A 23,214-nucleotide genomic window follows, 5' to 3' on the forward strand; every position below is an offset into this window, starting at 1 on the left:
CATTTGATCGCGATCTCGACCACCCGGCACAGGTAATCATGTTCGGTCCGTGTGGCATCCATGGGCGACCATTGCACATTGTCGCACAGGTTGCGGGCATGGGTCACGGTCTGTTCGATCCGCTCGGCCATCTGGTCCATGTCCAGATTGGGAATGGCGCGATGCAGGGGCGAGGTGCCGATGAAGGTATGAATGCGCGGACGGCGGGCGTGTTTTACCGCCTCCCAGCAGCGGTCGATATCGGGGAATTGCGCGCGGGCCAGCCCGCAGATCACGCTGTTCTGCGCGCGTTTGGCGATTTCTGACACGGCGGCGAAATCGCCCTCGGACGCGATGGGAAAGCCCGCCTCGATGATGTCCACGCCCATCTCGTCCAGCATGGAGGCTATTTCCAACTTTTCGGAATGGGACATGGTCGCACCGGGCGATTGTTCGCCGTCGCGCAGGGTGGTGTCAAAGATATAGACGCGGTTCTTGTCGCTCATGGGTCTGTCTTTCTTACGCGGATATGTCGGGGTTGCATCGGGCACTGACCTGACTGAGCGGCGGCCCGAAAGACCCGCTCAGCGCAGCGTAAGAAGCAGCAGTCCCCGGAGTTGCACGGCCATGCACGCGCCAAAAGGCGCGGTCGAGGCAGTGGCGATGTGTCGCATCCGGGTCATGGACCGGACTATGCCGTCCGCGATCCGGCTTGAAAAGAGGAAAAATCGTCCCGCCCGCCGGCTCGGCCTGCCGGCACGCCCGGCACAGCGCCGAAACACCGGGCAAGACCCGGTTCCGGCGCGGCCCTGTCGCGGATTTGTCACATTTTTCTGGCCGTAAGCCCCGACCCATGCCTATCATTTAATCACTGCCAAGGAGGAAGAGCAAAAATCACAAGGGGGTAACATGTCACGCAAGATCGTCGTCGGCTTCGACGGCAGCGAAGCATCGCGCCGCGCGCTGGATTTCGCCATCAGTCGGGCCAAGGCCATGGGAGACAGCATCGTCATCGCCCATGTCCTCGAATGGTCCCCATACAGCTTTCTGACACCCGATGAGCTTGAGGAACGGCATCGACGCAGACAAGAGGAACTGGACCGCGCCGAACAGGCAATCATTGCCCCGGTCGTCAAGGCCGTTCATGCCGCAGGCGTCGCCGTCACCTCGGTGATGAAATACGGCCATATCGCCGACACGATCTGCCGCATCACCGAAGAAGAGGGCGCCGAGCTGATCTTTATCGGACGGATGGGTCAATCGGGTCTGTCCGCACGCATCTTCGGTTCGGTTGCAGGCAGTCTGGCGCAGGTCGCGCCGGTGCCGGTGACAATCGTGCCCTGAACCTCGAAACAGGAGACGCAATCATGAAGAATACCGCAAAAACAGCGGCTTCTGCCGTATTCCTGGCCGGGCTTTCCGCCTCGTCCGCGATGGCTCAGGGGCTTGATGCCGCAGTGAACGACGCGTTCGTCACCGTGACCGGCCCATATGTCGGGTTCATCTTCTCGTATTTTCCGGGCACCAGCTTTCCCTGGATCGTCGGCTGGCTGGTCACGGCCGCAACCGTCTTTTCGATCTATTTCGGCTTTATCCAGTTCCGGGCCTTCCCGCATTCCATCGCGCTGGTCAGGGGCGACTATTCCGATCCCGACGACGCGGGCGAGGTCAGCCATTTTCAGGCGCTGGCCACGGCACTGTCAGGCACGGTCGGCCTTGGCAATATCGCGGGGGTTGCCGTCGCCGTCGGCATCGGCGGACCGGGCGCGACCTTCTGGATGATCCTTGCGGGCCTTCTGGGAATGGCGTCCAAGTTTACCGAATGCACATTGGGCGTGAAATACCGCAACGAATACGAGGACGGCACCGTGTCGGGCGGTCCGATGTATTACATGACCAAGGGCTTTGCCGAGCGTAACCTGCCCGGCGGCAAGTACCTTGCGATTCTGTTCTCGGTCTTTTGCATCCTCGGCTCGCTTGGGGGCGGGAACATGTTCCAGTCGAATCAGGCTCATGCCCAGATCACCAATGTCATGGGCCAGTATCCGGGCTGGATCACCGGCGTGATCTTTGCCGCCGTGGTCTTTGTGGTGATCGTTGGCGGGGTGAAATCCATCGCCCGCGTGACCGAAAAGATCGTGCCCTTCATGGGCGTGCTGTATGTCGGCACTGCGCTGGTCATCATCCTGATGAACTTCAACCATATCGGCACCGCATTCGGCCAGATCTTCGCGGGCGCGTTCACCGGGCTTGGCATCGCCGGCGGCATGGTCGGCGCGCTGATCCAGGGGTTCCGCCGCGCCGCCTTTTCGAACGAGGCGGGCGTCGGTTCGGCCGCCATTGCCCATTCGGCGGTGCGCACCAAGGAACCGATCACCGAGGGGTTCGTCTCGCTGCTGGAGCCATTCATCGACACGGTGGTCATCTGCACCATGACCGCGCTGGTGATCATCATCACCGGCCAGTTGATGACCGACCCCGAGACCGGGCTGCTGGTCCTGAACGATGCGGGCAACGCGATCCGGACCGTCGATGGCAGTTCGGGCGTGGCGCTGACCTCGGCCGCGTTCAGCAGCGTCTTTGGCTGGTTCCGCTATGTGCTGGCCCTGGCGGTGATCCTGTTCGCCTTTTCGACCATGATTTCATGGAGCTATTACGGCGTGAAGGCATGGACCTTCCTGTTCGGCGAGGGCTATACCAAGGAACTGACCTTCAAGATCATGTTCTGCATCTTCGTGGTGATCGGTGCCGCCGCCGATCTTGGCCCGGTCATCGAGTTTTCGGATGCGGCGATCTTTTCGATGGGGATCGTCAATATCTTTGCCCTGTATTTCCTGATGCCCATCGTCAAGCGGGAATTGCACAGCTATCTGGCGCGGCTGCGTTCGGGTGAGATCCGGAAATTCGTCTGACCAGTCACGGCGGGGCCGGGCGTCGCTGCCCGGCCCCGCCGCCCTTCACTGCCTCCAGCGAACCGCCGTCAGGTCATTGGCCTGCGTTGGTGCATTGTCCCAAAGCCCCTCAAGCCGGGCATTAGCCACGCCGGTTCTGGCAAGCTGGAACAGGAACACATTGACGAAATCACCGGCGATCATGTCCTGCGCCTGACGATACAGGTCGCTGCGCCCTGCGGGATCGACCGTGCCGTTCAGCCTGTCCATCAGCGCCTGAAAATCCGGCTTGGCGTAGTGAAAGTAATAGTCGGGCCGCGCATAAATATCGATGTCCAGCGGCTCGGTATGGCTGATGATGGTCAGGTCGAAATCGCCGCCCTTGAACACCGTTTCCAGCCACTGCGCCCATTCGACATTGCTGATCTGCGTCTCTATCCCCACGGCGCGCAGTTGCGCGGCAATGATCTCGCCCGAGCGGCGGGCGTAAGAGGGCGGGGGCAACGCCAGCCGCAGGCTGACCGGCCCGGTCCCGGATTCGGCCAGCAGCTTTTTCGACAGTTCGGGATCATAGTCCGATTTCGCGGTCAGATCGACGTAATCGGGATGGTGCGGCGCAAAATGGCTGCCGATAGGTGTGCCATAGCCGAACATCGCGCCGTCGATCACATCCTGGCGCTTGATCGCATGGGCAATCGCCTCGCGGACCTTGACATTGTCAAGCGGCGGGCGCGCGTTGTTCATGGCCATGATCGTCTCGCCCTCGGATGTACCAATCATGATCCTGAAACGGGGATCGGTCTCGAACTGGAACAGGGTCTCGGGCGCGGGAAAATTGGGGAATGCGTCCACATCCCCGGCCATCACCGCCGCAAAGGCCGCTGTCGGATCAGAGATGAAACGGAAGGTCGCGGTTTTCAGCGCTGGTTTGTCGCCCCAATATCCGTCCCAGGCGGTCAGGACCACCCGGTCGCCCTGCACCCAATTTTCGAATTTGAACGGACCGGTGCCGACCGGATGCGTGGCAATATCGGCTATACTGGCCTCATCCACCATCACCGCGTCGCCCCAGGCCATCTTGAAGGGGAAATTCCCGTCCGGCTGCTTCAGCGTAACCCTGACGGTCAGCGGATCGACCGCCTCGACCGCGGCGATATTCTCGAACAGCACCTTCTGGGCGTTGGTCGAATCGGGCGCGCGGGCGCGGTCCAGCGAGAACAGCACATCGGTCGCATCGAAGGCGCTGCCGTCATGGAAAGTCACGTTCTCATGCAGATGAAAGACATAAACCCGCCCCTGATCCTGCACATCCCAGCCAGCGGCCAACGCGGGGCGAATGCTGCCATCGGGGCCGAATCGGGTCAGCCCCTCGAACAGGTTGGCATAAACCACCTCGTCAATGGCCGAGGCCGCGCCGCCCGTCGGGTCGAGATTCGGAGGCTCCAGCACCATCCCCAGCGTCACGGCGTCCTGCGCCGCCGCCGTCCCGGTCAGCAACGCCAGCGCCACAACCGAAGACTTCAGATAATCCAGCATATTCCCTCCTGACGGGTTGGCTGCGCCGATCATCGGCCGGAACGCGCCGACAGACAAGCGCTGGCGTCACGCGCGTCCCGGCAAGACCTGCTGCGCCGCCCCCGCCAGCAGCAGCCAGGCCGAGCACAGCACCAGCCCCCAGTTCGCCCAGCTTTGCGGATGGAAATCGACCCATGCCGCCCAGCCGGCGAACAGCACCCAAAGCATCGCCACCGGCAGGGAAACCGCGCGCCAGCGTTCGGTGCGGACAGGATGAATGAACTTGATATTTGTGAACATCGTATAGGTCAGCACGACGACCACGGCCAAAATCACCGACCAATGCGGCTTGACCGCGAACAGAACCAACACGACCATATTCCAGCAACCGGGAAATCCCGCAAAGGAATTGTCGGTGGTCTTCATCCGCGTGTCCGCGAAATACAGCACGCTGCCATAGACAATGACAATGATCGCGAACCAGCCCGTCCAGCCCGACAGCAGGCCCGACTGGAACAGCGCGAATGCGGGGATGAACACATAGGTCAGATAATCAATGATCAGATCCATCAGCACACCATCATAGGTTGGCCAGACTTCCTTGACCAGATAGCGCCGCGCCAGCGGTCCGTCGATGCCATCGACGACAAGGGCCACGACCAGCCACAGGAACATCAGCGACCATTCCGCCTGCACGGCTGCCAGCATCGCCAGCATGGACAGGACCGCGCCCGAGGCGGTCAGCAGGTGAACGGACAGGGCTTTGTATCGAACTTGCATCTGCACCTTCTGTCAGTTTGATGACAGCCGCGCAACAACGCAAAGCACTCAGCGCAGGATCGGCGGCCCCTTGGGGCGCGAAGGCGGCGGGGTCAGGTCGAACCGCAACGCCCCTTGCGGCACCGGCACATCGGCAAAGCTGACATCCACCCCGCCCGGCTGGGGCGGCAGGAAAGCCAGCGTCTCGGCCAGTGCCTTGGCGATTGCGGCGTGCCGTGCGGGCTCGGCCCCGGCGATCAGCAGCAGATGGCCACCGCCGTCCCGCAGGCCCAGCAGCGCCGCACCCGAGATCAGCCCCCGCATATCGGACAACCGCCCGGCCAACGCATCGGCCAGCGCCGCGACCACCGCCGGGGCCGGGGCGGTCAGGCGCAACCGCGCCTCATCCGCCTGCGGCGTGCCCGACAGCGCCCCCGTCAGCCAATCCAGCGCGGCTGCGTCCAGCAGCATTTCCGAGGCATGGCCCGGATTGACCAGCAGCCCCGCCCCCGCGTCGCGCAAAAGCCGCGCCAGAACCCGGCCCGGCATTGCCGCATAGGCCACCGGCCCGCCAAGAAAACCTGCCAGCCGGTCCTCGGTATCACAGGCCAGCGCGACCTGCGCCTGATCGAATGGAAACATCCGCAGTTCGACACGGTCATCGGCGGGTTCGCGGATCAGCGCCACCGCCAGTTCGGTATCGGCCAGCCGCGACAGCATCCGCGCCCGCTGAGGCGCATCCGCCGCATGAAAGGGTGTTGCGGCAAGGTTGTCCAGCGCAGTCACCGGCACACCCGCCGTCATTCGATCAGATCGCCGGCCTGGAAATTGCCAAGATTGCCCATCAACTGCCGAATCAGCGAAATCTGCGTGATGTTCATGTCGGTGACACGGCGCGACAGGGTCACGATGCGGCCCCGTTCATGCCCGAAACGTTCGACATTGCTGACCACGCCGCCATCCGTGAAGGTGATGGCAACGACCTGGCGCTGTTCTTCCTGCGGGGGCCTGGCCCCGTAATAGCGCCAGCGCGAGCCGACATAGTACCAGGCCGATCCGGTCAGCAAACCCTGCGCCGACGGCCGCCCGATCAGCGCGGGCAGCGCATCCATGGTGGTTTCGCCGACGACCACCTGCTGAAGGTCGATTTCGGGCGGGACATAGCCGTGATTGCGGTATATCGGAGCACAGGCGGCAAGCCCGAAGATGGCCACGAAGGCCAGGATGAAAATCTGCCGGATGACGGCCATGGATCGTTATCCCTCTGATCGGGCTGTTGACGCGACCCGACCCGCTTAGCAAACTCGCTCACGGCGCTCAAGAATATCAATCGGCTGACGGGTTTGCGCCGCCCGGCACTGACATGAAAGCCGCATGATCGCCGGAGGCACCATCGCATGACAGCGTCCCAGACACAAATGCAGCGCCTGCGCGTCGCGCATCTGAACCCCAACGCGCCGACGCCCTTTCTGCTTCGACCCGACGCCAATGCCCGCGCCACCATCGCCGGGGGGCTGGGGCTGACCGATCTGCCCCGACTGGAATTTCAGGGCGAGATCCGGGCCGAGGGGCGCGATGGCTGGCGGCTGAGCGGGCATCTGCGCGCACGGGTGGTGCAGCCCTGTGTGATCACGCTGGCTGCGGTTGGCAGCGATCTGGACGAACAGGTGACACGCCTCTATTCGCCGGACTTCGCCACGCCCGAGGGCGACGAGGTCGAGATGCCCGATGAAACCATCGAGCCGCTGGGACAGTTCATCGACCTGTCCGCAGCAATGATCGAGGAACTGACGCTGGCCCTGCCCGAATATCCCCGCGCCGACGGGGCGCAGATCCCGGCGGACGCGCGGGACCGGTTGCCGCCATCCGACACGCGCCGCCCCTTTGCCGGGCTGGACAAGATGCTGAAAGGCCGCGATTCCTGACAGACCGCCCCGATCAGTGTGATTGGGCATGATTTCCGGTTTGTTGCGCCGCCGAAAGGCCGCGTGGCGGCGGAAATTCCCGGCGGCCGGACCTGCAAGGGCTTGCGGGCGCGTTCGTCATGGCGTATCTGCGCGGTTCATTTACGTATTCAAACGATGGTGCGCCGCCCGGTCGGGCACAGCACCCAGAACACCGAGGTTGTGACATGGCCGTCCCTCAGAACCGCGTAACCCGCTCCAAGCGCAACATGCGCCGCGCGCATGATGCCCTGGTCGCCGGGAACCCGAACGAATGCCCGAATTGTGGCGAACTGAAGCGCCCGCATCACGTCTGCCCGTCCTGTGGTCATTATGCCGACCGCGAAGTGATCGCGCAGGCGAACGACATCGAACTCGACGACGACGCAGCCTGATCCGGGCCGGTTACGCCTGTCGATGACCGCCACATTGACCAGCCAGACAACGCGCGCCCCCGAAAGCCGGGGCAGCGTGGTGATTTCGATTGACGCGATGGGAGGGGATCGTGGCCCCTCGGTCGTGGTGGCCGGAATGGCGCACAGTGCCGGCAAGAACCCCGAAATCGGGTTCATCGTTCATGGCGACGAGGCAAAGCTGCGCCCGCTGGTCACGCGCCGCAAGGAACTGACCGGCCGGTGCGAAATCCGCCACGCCCCCGGTGCCGTCACCATGGAGGACAAGCCCAGCCAAATCCTGCGCAAGGGCGGGGATACCTCGATGTGGGCCGCGCTTGAATCGGTGCGGGCGGGCGATGCCGCTGCCGCCGTGAGCTGCGGCAATACCGGTGCGCTGATGGCGCTGTCGATGCTGCGCCTGCGCAAGCTGCCGGGCGTGAACCGCCCCGCCATTGCCTGCCTGTGGCCCTCGCGCAATCCCGGCGGCTTCAATGTCATGCTGGATGTGGGGGCCGATATCCGCGCTGACGCCGAAGATCTGCTGAAATTCGCGATGATGGGCGCATCCTATGCACGCAACGGGCTGGATATCGAACATCCGCGCATTGGCCTGCTGAATGTTGGCACCGAAGAGCATAAAGGCAGGGCCGAGCTGAAGCAGGCCAATGACCTGATTGCCGCCGCTGCCGCTGATTCGGGGCATTTCCGCTATGTCGGTTTTGTCGAAGGTGGCGATCTGCCCTCGTCCCGCGTGGATGTGATTGTCACCGATGGCTTTACCGGAAACATTGCCTTGAAGACCGGTGAAGGCACGGCCAAGCTGGTGGGTGACTTTCTCAAGGATGCTTTCGCCAATTCCATCATGTCAAAATTCGCCGCGTTGCTTGCCATGACCTCGCTGAAGCGTTTGCAGAAACGCATCGATCCGCGCCGCGTGAATGGCGGCATTTTCCTTGGGCTGAACGGGACGGTGATCAAGTCGCACGGCTCGGCCGACGCGACCGGTGTGTCGGCGGCGATCAAGCTGGCCTTTCAGCTTGCCAAATCCGGTTTTCAGGAACGGCTGGCGGCGCGCGTCGCCCAAAGCGCGACCCTGCCGGGCGGCACCGCCTCGGGCGAGGTCCGGTCATGACCCGGCGCTCGGTCATCGTTGGAACCGGCCATTACCTGCCCGAGCGGGTGGTGGAAAACGACTGGTTCGAAGACAAGCTGGAAACGTCGGACGAATGGATCCGCACCCGTTCGGGGATCGAGCGCAGGCATTTCGCCGCCGAGGGGCAGACGACCAGCGATCTGGCGACCCGCGCCGCGCGGGTCGCGCTTGAGCGCGCCGGACTGACCCCCTCTGATCTGGACGGGATCGTGCTGGCCACCTCGACCCCGGACCTGACCTTTCCCGCCGTCGCCACCATGGTGCAGGCCGGACTGGACATGACGCGCGGCTTTGCCTTTGACATGCAGGCCGTCTGCGCGGGCTTCGTCTTTGCACTGGCCAATGCCGACGCGATGATCCGGTCCGGGATGGCCGACCGCATCCTGGTGATCGGGGCCGAGACATTTTCGCGCATCATGGACTGGACCGACCGCAGCACCTGCGTGCTGTTCGGTGACGGCGCGGGTGCCGTTGTGCTTGAGGCGCGCGAGGGAAGCGGCGCGAATCACGACCGGGGCATTCTGGCCAGCGACCTGCACAGCGACGGAAAATTCCGCGAATTACTGTATGTCGATGGCGGCGTGTCCGCGACCGGAACGACCGGCCATCTGCGCATGCAGGGCAATCTGGTCTTTCGCCATGCGGTGGAAAAGCTGGCCAGCACCGCCCATGCCGCGCTTGAAAAGGCCGGGCTGACCCCGGCGGATGTGGACTGGCTTGTGCCGCATCAGGCGAATGAGCGGATCATCACCGCAACCGCGCAAAAAATGGGCGTTCCCATGGAAAAAGTCGTGCTGACCGTGGCCGATCACGGCAATACCTCGGCCGCCTCGATCCCCCTTGCGCTGGCGGTGGCGGATGCGGCTGGTCGGCTGAAATCCGGCGATCTGGTCGTGACCGAGGCGATCGGCGGCGGGCTAAGCTGGGGTTCGGTGATCCTGCGCTGGTAAACCCCTACCGGGCGGGCACCTGTGACTGGCCGGAATGTGCGCATTTCGTCGCACAAGATACGGGTAAGGAACGATTTCCCCGCGCGGCAAGTTGACAGGGCGTTCAAAGCAAACCATCGTACTGTCATTATAAAAAGGGGCAAACATGGGCGACAAGACGCTGACCCGTATGGATCTGGCTGAAGCGGTGTTTCGTGACGTGGGCCTGTCCCGCCACGAATCTGCCCAACTGGTCGAATCTGTTCTGGAACATATTTCCGACGCGCTGGTACGTGGCGAACAGGTGAAGATTTCGTCGTTCGGCACGTTTAGCGTTCGCGACAAGAATGAACGCATCGGTCGCAACCCGAAGACCGGCGAAGAGGTTCCGATCACGCCCCGGCGCGTTCTGTCCTTCCGTCCATCGCATCTGATGAAGGACCGTGTCGCGGCCGGTAACAAGCGCTGAGGATCGCGCGGGGGGATGAGGAAAAAGGCATACGCATTCCGGTCCATCGGCGAAGTCGCCAGACTGATTGGCGTGGCTCCGCATGTGCTGCGCTATTGGGAAACGCAATTCTCGCAGCTTCGCCCGATGAAACGCCCCGATGGCCGCCGCTATTACCGGCCCGAGGATGTTTTGCTTGCCGCCGGCCTGTGCGAGGTCTTGCGCGATGATGGGCTGACAATTCGCGGCGCGAAAAAAATGCTGGCACGGGACCGGGGCGATTCGTTCCGGGAACGTGGGGCGGCGCGGCTGGGCGATCTGATGGGCTCGGAATTGTCCGATCTTGCCGGGGATCCGGCCTATCCCCTGCATGACGAGACCGAAACCGACGACGCCCCCCTGACCGACGAGGAGGCCGAAGTGACCGATCACACCCCAAGATCACGCCATCGCCGACGTCGCAGCCCCGCGCAGGACCATGCTCCACTGCCGCTTTTCCCCGATCTCGATTCGCCCTCGGGCGACGAAAGCTGGGCGGCACGGATGGCGCGGCTGACTGCGGCGTTGCGCCGGACGCGGCATGTACCATCCGCTGCGCGAACGCGCGCGATGCGGCTGCGCGACCTGATCGCGCAGATTTCCTGACCCCATCCCGGAATTGACGAAGATTTCCGCGTTACGGCCCTTGTGCAGCCCGGCTGCTTCGCTCTATATGGCCCGCGTCGGGCCGTGGCGCAGCCTGGTTAGCGCGTCCGTCTGGGGGGCGGAAGGCCGCGAGTTCGAATCTCGCCGGCCCGACCATTCTGAAAACGCCCATCCCTATCCTAGGGGTGGGCGTTTTCATATCTGCCGCATGACATGGGGTAAGGCATGAACGGCGTCCTGCCTGACAGTGAAATCCGCGATCTGATCGCCTCGGGCACCATCGCTGCGGATCCCGCGATCATCCCGGAACAGATCCAGCCCGCCAGTCTGGATCTGCGCCTTGGAACCACGGCCTATCGTCTGCGCGCCAGCTTTCTGGCCGGCAAAGGCCAGCGTGTTGCCGACCGGCTACCCGATTTCCGCATGCATCAGATGGATCTGACCCATGGCGCGGTGCTGGAGCGCGGCTGTGTCTATCTGGTCCCGCTGATGGAACGTGTGGCCCTGCCCGCCGGGTTGACCGCCGTGGCCAATGCCAAATCCTCGACCGGGCGGCTGGACCTGCTGACCCGGCTTGTGACCGATGACGGGACCGAGTTCGACCGCCTGCCCGAAGGCTATGACGGGCCGCTTTACGCCGAAATCTGCCCGCGCAGCTTTTCCGTTCTGGTCCGCCCAGGCATGCGGCTGAACCAGTTGCGCCTGCGCCGGGGACAGGCCGTGCTGTCTGATGCCGATCTGCGCGACCTGAACGCCCGCGAACCTCTGGTTGGCGGGCCCGCGCTGATCGATCAGGGTCTGGGCTTTTCGGTCGATCTGCGCCCCGATGTCGGCGATCTGGTCGGCTATCGCGCCCGCCCGCATAGCGGCGTGATTGATCTGGACCGCATCGGCGAATACCCCGCCAGCGATTTCTGGGATGAATTGCGGACCGCTGACGGGCGCCTGATTCTCGACCCCGGCGCATTCTACATTCTTGTCAGCCGTGAAGCCGTGGCCATCCCCGCCGATTTCGCCGCCGAAATGGCCCCCTATCTGGCCATGGTCGGCGAGTTTCGCGTCCATTACGCCGGTTTCTTCGACCCCGGCTTTGGCATCGGCGAGGCCGGAACCGGCGCGCGCGGCGTCCTTGAGGTCCGCTGCCACGAGGCGCCCTTTGTGCTGGAACACGGTCAGGTTGTCGGACGGCTGGTCTATGAGCGTATGGCGGCGCGCCCCGACCGCCTGTATGGCGCGGGGATCAAGTCCAATTATCAGGGTCAGGGCCTGAAACTGGCCAAGCAATTCCGCTGAGGATCGGCAGCATCAGCGCCCCGTTTTCATTCAAATTCGCGCGGAAACGCCGCAGTTGCGTTGCGGCATTCCCGGCCTTGCTGTAACCATCGGGCAAACAGGCAAAGGACAGCTTATGCGTGCATTCTTGTTCCGGCTGATCGCCGTGCTGACCCTGGCGGCCCCGGCCAATGCATTCGACACCAACGCCCGGACGGCCTGGGTCTATGACGTCACGACCTCGACCGTGCTGATGGAAAAGAACGCGGACGAGTCGATCCCGCCTGCCTCGATGTCCAAGCTGATGACCGTCTATATGCTGTTCGAGGCCCTGCACGAAGGCCGCGTACAGATGGATACGCGGCTGCCCGTCTCGACCAAGGCGCGGCAGATGGCGGGCTCGACCATGTTCCTGAACGAACAGGATCGCCCCACCGTGGACGAACTGATCAAGGGCATCATCGTGCTGTCGGGCAATGACGCCTGCGTCGTTGTCGCCGAGGGGCTGTCGGGCACCGAACAGGCCTTTGCCCGGCAGATGACTGAAAAGGGCAAGGAACTGGGGCTGACCCAATCGAATTTCGCGAACGCCTCGGGCTGGCCCGACCCGCAACACCGGATGAGCGCGCATGATCTGGGCCTGCTGGCCGTGCATCTGATCCGCGATTTCCCCGAGCTTTACAAAGACTTCGCGATCACCGAATTTCCCTTTGACAACCGCGCGCCGGCCAACCGCCATAACCGCAACCCGCTGCTGAAGCTGGGGATCGGCGCGGACGGGCTGAAAACCGGCCACACGCAAGAGGCAGGCTATGGCCTTGTCGGATCCGCCGTGCGCGATGGCCGCCGGATCGTCTTTGTGATCACCGGCCTGCCCTCGGACACTGCCCGCGCCGAAGAGGCCGAGCGTATCGTCAGTTGGGCCTTCCGGCAGTTCACCATGGAAACCCTTGTTCCGGCAGGCGAAAAGGTCGTCGAAGCGCCGGTCTGGCTTGGCACCCGGTCCAGTGTCGGACTGACCACCAGAGACGGCGTCAACGTGCTGATTCCTGCGGGGGCCAAGGATCAGGTCAAGGTCGAGGCGGTCTTTGACTCGCCCATTCCCGCGCCGATCCGGCAGGGCGACCATGTCGGCAATCTGGTCGTGACAGTCCCCGGCACCAAAGAGGCCATGACGCCGCTTTTCGCCGCGCAAGACGTCCCCGAGGCCGGATTCGCGGGACGCCTGAAAGGCGCGGTCATGAGGCTTGGCAGCAAGGCGCGCGAGGCGGTAGGATTGTAGGATGTTCATCAGTTTCGAGGGTATCGATGGCAGCGGTAAAACCACGCAGTCCCGCCTGCTGGCAACCGCGCTGCGGGCCGAGGGGCGCGATGTCGTCCTGACGCGCGAACCGGGTGGCAGCCCAGGAGCCGAGGAAATCCGCCGCCTGCTGGTCGAGGGTGCAGGCGAACGCTGGTCGGCGGAAACCGAATGCCTGCTGTTCACCGCCGCCCGCCGCGACCACCTTGAACGCACCATCCGCCCCGCGCTTGAGGCCGGGAAAACCGTCATCACCGACCGCTTTGCCGATTCCACCCGCGTCTATCAGGGCGCAGCGCGCGGCGATCTGCGTGACATGGTGGACCGGCTGCACGACCTGATGATCGCGACCGAGCCGCAGGCGACTTTCGTGATCGAGGTTGATCCGGCTGTCGCGCTGGCCCGTGGCAATGCCCGCGGCGGGTCCGAGGACCGGTTCGAAAGCCTTGGCCTTGGCTTTCAGGAAAAGCTGGCTTCCGGGTTTCACGCATTGGCGCAGGAACACCCGTTCCGCGTCCGCCTGATCGACGGCAGCGGCCCCCCCGACGCGGTCGCCGCGCGCGTCCGGGCCGCATTGTGAAAACCGATCCCGCCGATATTCCCGAACCCGACCGGGTTCCCGGCGCGCCGCATCCGCGCATGACCCCACACGTGATCGGTCAGGATCACGCCATCGCCGAATTTACCCAAGCCGCCCGCAGCGGGCGGCTGCATCATGCCTGGCTGCTGACCGGCCCGCGCGGGGTCGGCAAGGCGACGCTGGCCTGGGCCATTGCCCGCTGGCTGTTGTCGGGCGCGGATACCGACGATCTGACCGTTCCCCGCGATGCGCCTGTCGCGCGCCGTCTTGCCGCGCTGGCCGAACCCGGCCTGCAACTGATCCGCCGCCCGTGGGACGACAAGGCGGGTCGCCTGCGCGCGGAAATCACCGTCGATGAAATCCGCAGGCTGCTGTCCTTCTTTCACCTTTCTGCCGCAGGCGGAAGCCGCCGCATCGCCATCATCGACGCCGCTGACGAGCTGAACACCCCTGCGGCCAATGCCCTGCTGAAAGTGCTGGAAGAGCCGCCGAAAGACGCGCTGATCCTGATGGTCGCGCATCAGCCCGCGCGGCTGTTGCCGACGATCCGGTCGCGCTGCCGGACGTTGCGGCTGAACCCTCTGAGTCCGCAACTGATGACGCAGGCGCTGGCCGGTCTGGACGCCGATGGCTCAGTCGAGGCGCTGGCCGCTCTGTCCGACGGTTCCGTGGGCGAGGCGCTGCGCCTGAACGGTCAGGACGGGCTGGCCCGCTATCAGCAAATCGTCGATCTGTTCGCCACCCTGCCCCGTCTGGACCGCCTGGCCGCGGCAAAGCTATCCGACGCCGCGGCGGGGCGCGCGAATGCCGATGGCGACCCGTTCGATCTGACCATCACACTGCTGGACCGTTTCCTGACCCGCACCGCGCGGGCGGGCCTGATGGGCGCGCCCCTGCCGCAGGCGGCGCGGGGCGAAGGCGCGCTGATGGCCCGGCTGTCCCCTGATGACCGGGCCGCGCGTGACTGGGCCGGGGCGCAGGCGCGTCTATCTGCCCGCGCGCGCAGCGGCAGGGCCGTCAACCTTGACCCGGCCGCGCTTGTGATGGATATGCTGACCGAGCTGGCGCATCTGCCGCCGGCGCAATCCGCCTCGCCTGCCAAGAGATGATTCATGACCCAAGCGGCCCCTCCGCCGATTGTCGACAGCCATTGCCATCTGGATTTCCCCGATTTCGACGGCGAACATGATGCACTGATCGACCGCGCCCGTGTCGCCGGCGTGACCCGCATGGTCACGATCTGCACCAGGCTGCACCGCGAGCCGCTGGTCCGCGAACTGGCCGAAACGCATCCGGGGGTCTTTTACGCCGTCGGGATTCATCCGATGAGCGTGGCCGATCAGCCGCTGGTGACGGTTGATCAACTGGTGGGTTTCGCCGCACATCCCCGGATGGTCGGCATTGGCGAAACCGGCCTCGATTATCATTACACCGCCGAAAGCGCCGAAAAACAGCAGCAAAGCCTGCGCATCCATATCGAGGCCGCGCGCCGCACGCGCCTGCCGCTGATCATCCACGCCCGCGCCGCCGATGACGACATGGCCCGCATCCTGACCGAAGAATACAGCGCGGGCGAATATTCCTGCGTGATGCATTGCTTCAGCTCGACCGAGGCGCTGGCCCGCGCCGCGCTGGATCTGGGGTTTTATCTGTCCATGTCGGGCATCGCCGCCTTTCCCCGATCCGCCGAACTGCGAGACATCTTTGCCGCCGCCCCTGTGGACCGTATCCTTGTGGAAACCGACAGCCCCTATCTGGCCCCGCCGCCTCATCGGGGCAAGCGCAACGAACCGGCCTATGTGACCAAGACCGCCCTTGTCGGGGCCGAGGTTTTCGGCATGGATTACGCGGCCTTCGCCCGCCAGACATCGGATAATTTTGACCGCCTGTTCTGGAAGGCCGCCGGAGGCGCGGCGTGATCCGTGCGACTATCCTTGGCTGCGGCTCATCGGGCGGGGTGCCCAGACTGGGCAACCGTTGGGGGGCCTGCGATCCGACCAACCCCAGGAACCGCCGCCGCCGCTGTTCGCTGCTGGTCGAGCGCGACGGCCCCGACGGGACGACTCGGGTGCTGATCGATACCGGCCCCGATCTTGTGCCGCAGCTTCTGGATGCGGGCATCGCCACGCTAGACGCGGTGATCTATACCCATCCCCATGCGGACCATATCCACGGCATCGACGACCTGCGCCAGCTTGTCTATAACGCCCGGCGCAAGATGCCGGTCTGGGCGGATCAGCCGACCGGACAGGCGCTGACCGATCGCTTTGGCTATGTGTTCCAGACCCCTCCCGGCAGCTATTACCCGCCCATCTGCGACCTGCACCTGATCGACGGGCCGGTGGTCGTCGATGGTCCGGGCGGCCGCGTGACCTTTGCGCCCTTCACCGTCCGGCATGGCGAGATCACGTCGTTGGGGTTTCGCATCGGCGGGCTGGTTTATCTGCCCGATGTGTCCGACATCCCCGACGCCGCCTGGTCGCTGATAAATGGCGCCGAAGTGTTCATCTGCGATGCCTTGCGATACGAGCCTCATCCCAGCCACGCCCATCTGGCGCAAACGCTGGAATGGCTGGCGCGCGCCGCAACGCCGCATGGCGTCGTGACCAACATGCATATCGACATGGATTACGATCAGGTCATGGCCGCGACCCCTGAACATGTCGTCCCCGCTTTCGACGGTATGGTAATCGAGGTGAGCCACCCCGTATGAGCGCGCTGTTCACCATCATCCTGCCGGTCTTTCTGGTCGTCGGTTTCGGCTATCTTGTCAGTTGGCGTGGCTGGTTTTCCGAGAGCGCCGTGGACGGGCTGATGGGCTTTGCCCAGAATTTCGCGGTGCCGACGCTGTTGTTCGCCTCGGTGGCGCGGCTGAATCTGGGCAGTGAATTTCGTCCCATGCTGTTGCTGCCCTTCTATATCGGCGCGCTGGCCAGCTTTACCGCCGGTTGGGCGGGGGCGAAATACCTGTTCCGGCGCGCACCAGAGGATTGCGTCGCCATCGGCTTTGTGTGCCTGTTCTCGAACAGCCTGCTTCTGGGTATCCCGATCACCGAGCGTGCCTATGGCACGGCCGCGCTGGATGGCAACTGGGCCATCATCGCGCTGCATTCGCCGCTGCTTTACACTTTTGGCATCACCGTGATGGAGTTTACCCGCGCGCGCGGGGCAGGCCTGTCCATCGGGCGCGTGGCGCTGCAAGCATTGTCCGGCGTGTTCCGCACGCCGCTGGTGATTGGCGTGCTGTCGGGGCTTGGCATGAACATGCTGCTGCAGGCCGGACTGACCATGCCCGAAGGTTTCTGGGCCGCCGTGGACATGCTGTCGCGCGCAGCCCTGCCCGCCGCCCTGTTCGGACTTGGAGGCGTCCTTTACCGTTACCACCCCGAGGGGGACATGGCGACCATTGCAATGTGTTGCCTGTGTTCGCTGCTGCTGCATCCCGCAATCACCTTCGGGCTGGGGCAGGCCAGCGGACTTGACGCGGCGGGAATGCGGTCGGCGGTCATGACAGCGGCAATGCCTGCCGGGGTCAACGCGTATCTTTTCGCCAATATTTATGGTGCCGCCCGCCGCGTCGCGGCCTCGACGGTGCTGGTGGCCACGGCCGCCTCGGTGCTGACCATCTGGATGTGGCTGTCGATTTTGCCCTGACGACAGTATGGGCGGTTTCACTGTACTTTCCTTGCTTCGCCAACTGCTTTATTTAAAGGCCAACCACTTCTCGGGATCACACCATGGGCTATGAATACACCGCCATCCCCGCACCCCAGCGCGGCGAAAAGGGGAAAGATGCCAAGACCCCGACCGACCGCTTTGCCCTGGCGCTCAGCGCTTCGCTGAACCGGATGGCGGCGGCTGGCTGGGAATATCTGCGCGCCGATGTCCTGCCAAGCGAGGAACGAACCGGCCTGACCGGTCGCAGTACCGTCTATCACAACCTGTTGATCTTTCGTCGCGAAGCAATGTCGCCGAAACAGGCCGATATCCCGACTGAAACCCCGGTCCTCGCCGAACCTCCTGCGGCCATCACGCCCGCGCCACCCCGACCGGATATCCCCCGGCAAGAGGCAGCACGACCTGAGGAACCTCTGCCAGAGGCACCAAAACCCGATACGCCGCAAAACGACAGCCGCCCCGGCCTGGTCCAGCGCCTGCGGCAGCAAGAGCCGCCGCAACGGGATTGAGCACCGACACCCACCAGTAATCACGCGTGTCCCGCAATTGGCGGCCGAATGCGGCATGGTCTTTTCCTTCGTCGTGTTTTCCGCAATCCTGATCGCACGAAAAGGTAAAGATTTCGCCCTATTCCGCTGATGGCGCCTCTTCCACGATCACCAGATCGCGCTCTGACGCGTCCTTCGCATGGGCCAGCGCCGCCTGATATTCCGCGCTTTCATAGCAGGCCACGGCGGCATCAAAGCTGGGAAAGCGGGCGACCACATTGCGCGCGCGGTCATTCCCCTCCAACTGCCGATAGCGCCCGCCGCGCGCCAGAAACATGCCACCATGCGCAGCGATTGCGGGGCCTGCCGCCTTGGCATAGCGGCCATAGGCCTCGGCATCGGTCACATGGACATGTGCGATCCACAGGGCTGTCATGCGCTTTCTCCGATCAGTTTTTCGACCTCGGCAATGGCGACATCCGCCGCCGCAAGACTGGGCGCGCCACCCTGGGCACGGTCCGGACGACCACCGCCGCCCTTGCCGCCCAGTGCCGCCGTCGCCGTCTGAACCAGTGTTACCGCGCTCAGCCGCCCGACCAGATCGGGCGTCACACCGGCGGCCACTGTCGCCTTACCGTCGGCTTCGGCCAGAACCAGCACAGCACCGCTGCCAAGCTGTGCCTTCATCTCATCGACCAGCGGGCCAAGCTCTTTGCCGCTGACGCCATTCACCTTGCGGCCAATGAACTGGACGCCGCCAATCTCCTTGGCTTCCGAGGCTCCGCCGCCGCCCATGGCCAGTTGCCGCTTGAGCTGCGCAACCTCATTGGTCAATGTCTTGCGCTCATCCGCCAGCGCGCGAACCCTGTTCACGACATCGCCCGCCTGCGCCTTGAGAATGCCCGCGATCTCGCCCAATTGCCGATCGACATTGCGCAGATGATCCAGCGCCGCCTGTCCGGTCAGCGCCTCGATCCGCCGCACACCAGCGGCCGAGGCACTGTCACCCAGCAGCGCAAAGGCACCTATATCCCCTGTGCGCGCGACATGCGTGCCGCCGCACAGTTCCAGCGAATAGGCCGCGCGGTCCGCACCCTTACCCGAATCGGGCAGCCGACCCATGGACACAACCCGCACCTCATCGTCATATTTCTCGCCAAACAGCGCACGCGCACCGATGGCGCGGGCGTCATCGGGCGTCATGATCCGGGTCTCGACCGGGCTGTTCTGGCGAATAAAGCCATTCACCTCGGCCTCGACCGTGGCCATTTCCTCGGCGCTGACGGCGTGATTATGGCTGAAATCAAAGCGCAGCCGGTCCGGAGCGTTCAGACTGCCCCGCTGCGCGACATGATCGCCCAAGGCGCGCCGCAACGCCTCGTGCAACAGATGCGTTGCCGAGTGGTTGGCGCGAATGGTGCCCCGGCGGTCGTGATCCACCGACAATTGCGCACCCTGCCCGCGCGTGATGGTCCCTAGCGTGACATCCGCCACGTGCACGAAAACGCCAGCCACCTTCTTGGTATCGCTGACACGCGCGGCCCCCGTTTCGGTCCGGATCAGACCGCCATCGCCGACTTGCCCGCCCGACTCTGCATAGAAGGGTGACTGATTCACCACGATCTGAACCTTGTCACCTTCTTTCGCCTCGTCCCGCTCTGCCCCGTCGGCGACCAGCGCAAGGATTTGCCCCTCGGCCTGCTCGGTGTCATAGCCCAGAAACTCGGTCACGCCATGTTTTTCGGCCAAATCGTACCAGATCGCCGCATCTGTGGTTTCGCCGCTGCCGGCCCATGCCGCACGCGCCTTGGCCTTCTGTTCGGACATGGCGCTGTCGAACCCGGCGGTGTCGACGACGCGCCCCTTTTCCCGCAGCGCATCCTGCGTCAAATCCAGAGGAAAACCATAGGTATCATATAGCCGGAACGCCGCCTCGCCGGACAAATTGGCACCCTCGGGCAACTTCGCAAGTTCATCGTCCAGCAATCGCAGGCCACGATCCAGAGCCTGGCGGAACCGTGTTTCCTCGCTGCGCAGCGTTTCCTCGATCATCGCCTGCGCACGACCCAGTTCGGGATAAGCGGCACCCATCTGCCGCACCAGTGCCGGAACCAGCCGGTGCATGACCGGGTCCTGCACACCCAGCATATGCGCATGCCGCATCGCCCGCCGCATGATTCGCCGCAGCACATAGCCGCGCCCCTCATTCGACGGCATCACCCCGTCCGCGATCAGAAAACTGGTCGAGCGCAGATGATCCGCGATGACCCGATGATGCACCTTGCCCGGCCCGTCCGGATCGCTGCTGGTCGCATGGGCGCTAGCCTCGATCAGGCTGCGCATCAGGTCGGTGTCATAATTGTCGTGCTTGCCCTGCAGCAGCGCACCAATCCGTTCCAGCCCCATCCCGGTATCGATGGACTGCATGTCCAGTGCCCGCATCGAGCCGTCTTCGAACTGTTCGTTCTGCATGAAAACCAGGTTCCAGATCTCGATGAACCTGTCGCCATCCTCATCCGCACTGCCCGGAGGGCCACCCCAGATGTGATCTCCATGATCATAGAAAATCTCGGTGCACGGACCGCAGGGACCGGTCGGCCCCATCTGCCAGAAATTATCACTGGTGGGGATGCGGATGATCCGATCATCGGGAAGGCCCGCAACCTTCTTCCAGATATTCGCCGCCTCGTCATCGGTATGATAAACGGTGACCAGCAACTTATCCTTCGAGATGCCGAAATCCTTGGTCAGCAAGTCCCAGGCATAGGGGATCGCCTGATCCTTGAAGTAGTCGCCAAAGCTGAAATTCCCCAGCATTTCGAAAAAGGTATGGTGCCGCGCCGTATAGCCGACATTGTCCAGATCGTTATGTTTACCACCGGCCCGCACGCATTTCTGTGCCGTCGTCGCCCGGTTGTAATCGCGCGTCTCGATTCCGGTGAACAGGTTCTTGAACTGTACCATGCCGGAATTGGCGAACATCAGCGTCGGATCGTTGCGCGGGACCAGCGGGCTGCTGTCGACCACGCGGTGGCCGTTCCTTTCAAAGAAATTCAGAAAGGTGGATCGAATGTCGTTCAGACTGGGCATCGGGGACCTTCATCGCAAAAGCGGTCGCATCTTTCCGGCCAAAACCGGGCTGTCGTCCGGTCTATCCCCAGCCAGAGCGGCTGTCCAGCAATCCCGGCCGCGGGACGGATGCGGGTGACGGCAAACCCGTCACCCGCATCCGCCAGCTTTCAGACATCAATCCTCGCCCAATACCTGATCGTCGCCTTCGCCCTCGCCGAATTCCAACCCATGACTTGCGCGGATCTTGTCCTCGATCGCATAGGCCACATCGGCATTGTCGCGCAGATATTGCTTGGCATTCTCGCGCCCCTGGCCAATGCGTTCGTCGCCATAGGAATACCACGCCCCCGATTTCTCGACCACGCCAGCCTTGACGCCCAGATCGATCAGTTCGCCCACCTTGCTGATCCCCTCGCCATACATGATGTCGAATTCGACCTGCCGGAAGGGCGGCGCAACCTTGTTCTTGACGACCTTCACCCGCGTGGTGTTGCCAATCACCTCGTCGCGGTCCTTGATCGAGCCGGTGCGGCGGATGTCCAGACGCACCGAAGCATAGAATTTCAGCGCGTTGCCGCCCGAAGTTGTCTCGGGGTTGCCAAACATCACGCCGATCTTCATGCGAATCTGGTTGATGAAGATCACCATGCAGTTCGACCGCCCGATACTGGCCGTCAGCTTGCGCATCGCCTGGCTCATCAGACGGGCCTGGGCACCAACCTGTGCATCGCCCATATCGCCTTCGATCTCGGATTTCGGGGTCAGGGCGGCGACCGAATCGACCACCACCATGCTCACAGCACCCGAGCGTACCAGCGTATCCACGATTTCAAGCGCCTGTTCACCGGTATCGGGCTGCGAAATCAGCAATTCGTCCAGATTGACGCCCAGCTTTCTTGCATATTGCGGGTCCAGTGCGTGTTCGGCGTCTACAAAGGCGCAGACCCCGCCCTTTTTCTGTTCCTCGGCCACCGCGTGCAGCGTCAGCGTGGTCTTGCCACTGCTTTCCGGACCATAGATTTCGACGATCCGCCCCTTGGGCAACCCACCGATTCCCAATGCGATATCCAATCCCAGTGACCCGGTCGAAGTCGCCTCAATCTCGGCCACCGGGCTGTCCTTGCCCAGTTTCATGATCGAGCCCTTGCCGAATTGCCGCTCGATCTGCGCCAACGCGCTGTCCAGCGCCTTCTGTTTGTCCACGCTGCGTTTGTCGTTCATGTCGAAAATGCTCGCCTGTGCCATGTCGCCCTTATCCTTATTTCACAGCCCCTCAGCGGGGGCAATCTTGCCCGACTGACAGAATGTTCCCTTCTTGTTCTCAATCAATGCGCCAGATTGGCCCGCTTTTCAAGCCAGAAGATCCCGTCCCCGAAGAATCACCATAAAATTGTCGCATTTCAGTGCTTAACAAACGGTTTACATCCGATTTTCAGATCGATATGCCTGCTGGACCTGAAGCACCAGGCGACAAATACATGTTGATTTTCTGGAAACAGAGGCTGGTTTTTCTGGCGACGCCCAAAGCCGGCTCCACCGCAGTCGAGGTCGCACTCGAATCGCTGGCATCCGTGTCGATCCAGCGCCCCGCCGCGCTGAAACATACCGACATCGCCGCCTATCGCCGGCATGTCGGCCCCTGGTTGCTGGATCAGACCGGCGAAGCCTTCACAACCGTTGCCCTCATGCGGGAACCCGTTGACTGGTTGCAAAGCTGGTACCGGTTCCGGTTACGCGACGATCACGAGGATGCACAACATCTGATGGAGGGTGTCAGCTTTGCGCGGTTCGCGCAGCAATATGGCCAGCCCGATGGCCCGCAGACCCTGGGGATCGAAAGCCAGACGAATTTTCTGAAACATGACGGAAATCAGGTCGAACGCATCTTTCGCTATGAGGCGATCGACGATTTCATTCGCTTTCTGGAAGACCGGCTTGACTGCGCGATCGAGTTGCCCCGCATCAACGTGCCCCCGCCGGTCGATGTCAGCCTGACCGCCGATGCCGAGCACCGGCTGCGCGCGGCCATGGCCGACGACATCTCACTGTATCGAACGCTTGTCTGACCCGTCGCCTCAATGCAGCGTCGGTGGAAGGCTGTCTGTCATCAATTGCCGCGCCACAGTCTGCGTCAGTTCAACCAGCGTAAAGGGTTTCGCCAAGAATA

24 protein-coding genes, 1 tRNA gene and 1 pseudogene are annotated in these 23,214 nt (G+C 63.3%); 18 read left to right on the top strand and 8 right to left on the bottom strand.

Annotated features, from left to right (window positions below; genetic code table 11):
* Window positions 1-485: pseudogene (locus tag ACK5L9_RS23100) on the bottom strand (2-isopropylmalate synthase); the annotation flags it as partial.
* 403 nt (window positions 486-888) lie between these two features.
* On the opposite strand from ACK5L9_RS23100, the gene ACK5L9_RS23105 reads away from it, so the two are divergent.
* Window positions 889-1,323, top strand: coding sequence for a universal stress protein (locus ACK5L9_RS23105; RefSeq protein WP_416913803.1), 435 nt, complete (start codon window positions 889-891; stop codon window positions 1,321-1,323).
* A gap of 23 nt (window positions 1,324-1,346) precedes the next feature.
* Window positions 1,347-2,891, top strand: coding sequence for an alanine/glycine:cation symporter family protein (locus ACK5L9_RS23110; RefSeq protein ID WP_416913804.1), 1,545 nt, complete (start codon window positions 1,347-1,349; stop codon window positions 2,889-2,891).
* A gap of 45 nt (window positions 2,892-2,936) precedes the next feature.
* On the opposite strand, the gene ACK5L9_RS23115 is transcribed toward ACK5L9_RS23110, so the two are convergent.
* The 4 genes from ACK5L9_RS23115 to ACK5L9_RS23130 form a co-directional block, all read right to left on the bottom strand.
* The gene (locus tag ACK5L9_RS23115; RefSeq protein WP_416913805.1) at window positions 2,937-4,406 is read right to left on the bottom strand and encodes an ABC transporter substrate-binding protein; all 1,470 of its coding nucleotides are present in this window, start codon (window positions 4,404-4,406) and stop codon (window positions 2,937-2,939) included.
* A 66-nt stretch (window positions 4,407-4,472) separates the two neighbouring features.
* Complete coding sequence (locus ACK5L9_RS23120; RefSeq protein WP_416913806.1) at window positions 4,473-5,165, bottom strand: CDP-alcohol phosphatidyltransferase family protein; 693 nt, start codon at window positions 5,163-5,165, stop codon at window positions 4,473-4,475.
* Window positions 5,166-5,213: 48 nt separating this feature from the next.
* A complete protein-coding gene (locus tag ACK5L9_RS23125; RefSeq protein WP_416913807.1) occupies window positions 5,214-5,948 on the bottom strand; it encodes a hypothetical protein in 735 nt (244 codons plus the stop codon).
* On the bottom strand, window positions 5,945-6,394 hold the full coding sequence (locus ACK5L9_RS23130; protein ID WP_416913808.1) for an outer membrane protein assembly factor BamE: 450 nt from the start codon (window positions 6,392-6,394) through the stop codon (window positions 5,945-5,947). Before ACK5L9_RS23130 ends, ACK5L9_RS23125 begins: the two co-directional genes overlap by 4 nt.
* Window positions 6,395-6,541: 147 nt before the next feature.
* Here ACK5L9_RS23130 and ACK5L9_RS23135 point away from each other — a divergent pair, with 147 nt between their 5' ends.
* The 15 genes from ACK5L9_RS23135 (at window position 6,542) to ACK5L9_RS23205 (ending at window position 17,996) form a co-directional block, all read left to right on the top strand.
* Window positions 6,542-7,069, top strand: coding sequence for a YceD family protein (locus ACK5L9_RS23135; RefSeq protein WP_416913809.1), 528 nt, complete (start codon window positions 6,542-6,544; stop codon window positions 7,067-7,069).
* 206 nt (window positions 7,070-7,275) lie between these two features.
* Complete coding sequence (gene rpmF / locus ACK5L9_RS23140) at window positions 7,276-7,482, top strand: 50S ribosomal protein L32 (RefSeq protein ID WP_416913810.1); 207 nt, start codon at window positions 7,276-7,278, stop codon at window positions 7,480-7,482.
* 22 nt (window positions 7,483-7,504) lie between these two features.
* Window positions 7,505-8,614, top strand: a complete 1,110-nt coding sequence (plsX, locus tag ACK5L9_RS23145) for a phosphate acyltransferase PlsX (RefSeq protein ID WP_416913811.1) — start codon at window positions 7,505-7,507, stop codon at window positions 8,612-8,614.
* Entirely contained in the window at window positions 8,611-9,585 is a 975-nt protein-coding gene (locus ACK5L9_RS23150; protein WP_416913812.1) for a beta-ketoacyl-ACP synthase III, read from the top strand. The genes plsX and ACK5L9_RS23150 overlap by 4 nt, the downstream gene beginning before the upstream one ends.
* 145 nt (window positions 9,586-9,730) lie before the next feature.
* Entirely contained in the window at window positions 9,731-10,033 is a 303-nt protein-coding gene (gene ihfA / locus ACK5L9_RS23155; RefSeq protein WP_265499222.1) for an integration host factor subunit alpha, read from the top strand.
* A gap of 15 nt (window positions 10,034-10,048) precedes the next feature.
* Entirely contained in the window at window positions 10,049-10,657 is a 609-nt protein-coding gene (locus ACK5L9_RS23160) for a MerR family transcriptional regulator (protein WP_416913813.1), read from the top strand.
* Window positions 10,658-10,735: 78 nt separating this feature from the next.
* Window positions 10,736-10,813, top strand: a tRNA-Pro gene (locus ACK5L9_RS23165).
* Between the two features lie 69 nt (window positions 10,814-10,882).
* Window positions 10,883-11,950: a 2'-deoxycytidine 5'-triphosphate deaminase gene (locus tag ACK5L9_RS23170; RefSeq protein WP_416913814.1), complete on the top strand. Its 1,068-nt coding sequence runs from the start codon at window positions 10,883-10,885 to the stop codon at window positions 11,948-11,950.
* 115 nt (window positions 11,951-12,065) lie between these two features.
* Entirely contained in the window at window positions 12,066-13,211 is a 1,146-nt protein-coding gene (locus ACK5L9_RS23175) for a D-alanyl-D-alanine carboxypeptidase family protein (RefSeq protein WP_416913815.1), read from the top strand.
* 1 nt (window position 13,212) lies between these two features.
* Window positions 13,213-13,809: a dTMP kinase gene (tmk, locus tag ACK5L9_RS23180; RefSeq protein ID WP_416913816.1), complete on the top strand. Its 597-nt coding sequence runs from the start codon at window positions 13,213-13,215 to the stop codon at window positions 13,807-13,809.
* Window positions 13,806-14,918 carry a DNA polymerase III subunit delta' gene (locus tag ACK5L9_RS23185; protein WP_416913817.1) on the top strand — a complete coding sequence of 371 codons (1,113 nt, stop codon included), beginning with the start codon at window positions 13,806-13,808 and terminating at the stop codon, window positions 14,916-14,918. The genes tmk and ACK5L9_RS23185 overlap by 4 nt, the downstream gene beginning before the upstream one ends.
* 3 nt (window positions 14,919-14,921) lie before the next feature.
* Entirely contained in the window at window positions 14,922-15,728 is an 807-nt protein-coding gene (locus tag ACK5L9_RS23190; protein ID WP_416913818.1) for a TatD family hydrolase, read from the top strand.
* Window positions 15,725-16,522 carry an MBL fold metallo-hydrolase gene (locus ACK5L9_RS23195; protein ID WP_416913819.1) on the top strand — a complete coding sequence of 266 codons (798 nt, stop codon included), beginning with the start codon at window positions 15,725-15,727 and terminating at the stop codon, window positions 16,520-16,522. The genes ACK5L9_RS23190 and ACK5L9_RS23195 overlap by 4 nt, the downstream gene beginning before the upstream one ends.
* A complete protein-coding gene (locus tag ACK5L9_RS23200; protein WP_416913820.1) occupies window positions 16,519-17,463 on the top strand; it encodes an AEC family transporter in 945 nt (314 codons plus the stop codon). Before ACK5L9_RS23195 ends, ACK5L9_RS23200 begins: the two co-directional genes overlap by 4 nt.
* An 83-nt stretch (window positions 17,464-17,546) precedes the next feature.
* Window positions 17,547-17,996 carry a DUF4177 domain-containing protein gene (locus ACK5L9_RS23205; RefSeq protein WP_416913821.1) on the top strand — a complete coding sequence of 150 codons (450 nt, stop codon included), beginning with the start codon at window positions 17,547-17,549 and terminating at the stop codon, window positions 17,994-17,996.
* Between the two features lie 118 nt (window positions 17,997-18,114).
* On the opposite strand, the gene ACK5L9_RS23210 is transcribed toward ACK5L9_RS23205, so the two are convergent.
* The 3 genes from ACK5L9_RS23210 to recA all read right to left on the bottom strand — a co-directional run bounded on the left by ACK5L9_RS23210 (window position 18,115) and on the right by recA (window position 22,292).
* Window positions 18,115-18,411, bottom strand: a complete 297-nt coding sequence (locus ACK5L9_RS23210; protein WP_416913822.1) for a DUF1330 domain-containing protein — start codon at window positions 18,409-18,411, stop codon at window positions 18,115-18,117.
* Window positions 18,408-21,065, bottom strand: a complete 2,658-nt coding sequence (alaS, locus tag ACK5L9_RS23215; protein WP_416913823.1) for an alanine--tRNA ligase — start codon at window positions 21,063-21,065, stop codon at window positions 18,408-18,410. The genes ACK5L9_RS23210 and alaS overlap by 4 nt, the downstream gene beginning before the upstream one ends.
* Before the next feature lie 156 nt (window positions 21,066-21,221).
* Window positions 21,222-22,292 (bottom strand): recombinase RecA, encoded by a 1,071-nt coding sequence (gene recA, locus ACK5L9_RS23220; RefSeq protein ID WP_416913824.1) that lies wholly within the window; start codon window positions 22,290-22,292, stop codon window positions 21,222-21,224.
* A gap of 233 nt (window positions 22,293-22,525) precedes the next feature.
* Here recA and ACK5L9_RS23225 point away from each other — a divergent pair, with 233 nt between their 5' ends.
* Window positions 22,526-23,113 carry a hypothetical protein gene (locus ACK5L9_RS23225; RefSeq protein ID WP_416913825.1) on the top strand — a complete coding sequence of 196 codons (588 nt, stop codon included), beginning with the start codon at window positions 22,526-22,528 and terminating at the stop codon, window positions 23,111-23,113.
* Window positions 23,114-23,214 lie beyond the last annotated feature (101 nt).

The organism is Paracoccus sp. (in: a-proteobacteria), from assembly GCF_047973135.1.
Lineage (GTDB): Bacteria > Pseudomonadota > Alphaproteobacteria > Rhodobacterales > Rhodobacteraceae > Paracoccus.

Bases quoted from the DNA above. Each gene is read 5' to 3' on its own strand.
- ACK5L9_RS23105 (WP_416913803.1), top strand. From the start codon at position 889: ATGTCACGCAAGATCGTCGTCGGCTTCGACGGCAGCGAAGCATCGCGC.
- ACK5L9_RS23110 (WP_416913804.1), top strand. From the start codon at position 1,347: ATGAAGAATACCGCAAAAACAGCGGCTTCTGCCGTATTCCTGGCCGGG.
- ACK5L9_RS23115 (WP_416913805.1), bottom strand. From the start codon at position 4,406: ATGCTGGATTATCTGAAGTCTTCGGTTGTGGCGCTGGCGTTGCTGACC.
- ACK5L9_RS23120 (WP_416913806.1), bottom strand. From the start codon at position 5,165: ATGCAAGTTCGATACAAAGCCCTGTCCGTTCACCTGCTGACCGCCTCG.
- ACK5L9_RS23125 (WP_416913807.1), bottom strand. From the start codon at position 5,948: ATGACGGCGGGTGTGCCGGTGACTGCGCTGGACAACCTTGCCGCAACA.
- ACK5L9_RS23130 (WP_416913808.1), bottom strand. From the start codon at position 6,394: ATGGCCGTCATCCGGCAGATTTTCATCCTGGCCTTCGTGGCCATCTTC.
- ACK5L9_RS23135 (WP_416913809.1), top strand. From the start codon at position 6,542: ATGACAGCGTCCCAGACACAAATGCAGCGCCTGCGCGTCGCGCATCTG.
- rpmF (WP_416913810.1), top strand. From the start codon at position 7,276: ATGGCCGTCCCTCAGAACCGCGTAACCCGCTCCAAGCGCAACATGCGC.
- plsX (WP_416913811.1), top strand. From the start codon at position 7,505: ATGACCGCCACATTGACCAGCCAGACAACGCGCGCCCCCGAAAGCCGG.
- ACK5L9_RS23150 (WP_416913812.1), top strand. From the start codon at position 8,611: ATGACCCGGCGCTCGGTCATCGTTGGAACCGGCCATTACCTGCCCGAG.
- ihfA (WP_265499222.1), top strand. From the start codon at position 9,731: ATGGGCGACAAGACGCTGACCCGTATGGATCTGGCTGAAGCGGTGTTT.
- ACK5L9_RS23160 (WP_416913813.1), top strand. From the start codon at position 10,049: ATGAGGAAAAAGGCATACGCATTCCGGTCCATCGGCGAAGTCGCCAGA.
- ACK5L9_RS23170 (WP_416913814.1), top strand. From the start codon at position 10,883: ATGAACGGCGTCCTGCCTGACAGTGAAATCCGCGATCTGATCGCCTCG.
- ACK5L9_RS23175 (WP_416913815.1), top strand. From the start codon at position 12,066: ATGCGTGCATTCTTGTTCCGGCTGATCGCCGTGCTGACCCTGGCGGCC.
- tmk (WP_416913816.1), top strand. From the start codon at position 13,213: ATGTTCATCAGTTTCGAGGGTATCGATGGCAGCGGTAAAACCACGCAG.
- ACK5L9_RS23190 (WP_416913818.1), top strand. From the start codon at position 14,922: ATGACCCAAGCGGCCCCTCCGCCGATTGTCGACAGCCATTGCCATCTG.
- ACK5L9_RS23200 (WP_416913820.1), top strand. From the start codon at position 16,519: ATGAGCGCGCTGTTCACCATCATCCTGCCGGTCTTTCTGGTCGTCGGT.
- ACK5L9_RS23205 (WP_416913821.1), top strand. From the start codon at position 17,547: ATGGGCTATGAATACACCGCCATCCCCGCACCCCAGCGCGGCGAAAAG.
- ACK5L9_RS23210 (WP_416913822.1), bottom strand. From the start codon at position 18,411: ATGACAGCCCTGTGGATCGCACATGTCCATGTGACCGATGCCGAGGCC.
- alaS (WP_416913823.1), bottom strand. From the start codon at position 21,065: ATGCCCAGTCTGAACGACATTCGATCCACCTTTCTGAATTTCTTTGAA.
- recA (WP_416913824.1), bottom strand. From the start codon at position 22,292: ATGGCACAGGCGAGCATTTTCGACATGAACGACAAACGCAGCGTGGAC.
- ACK5L9_RS23225 (WP_416913825.1), top strand. From the start codon at position 22,526: ATGTTGATTTTCTGGAAACAGAGGCTGGTTTTTCTGGCGACGCCCAAA.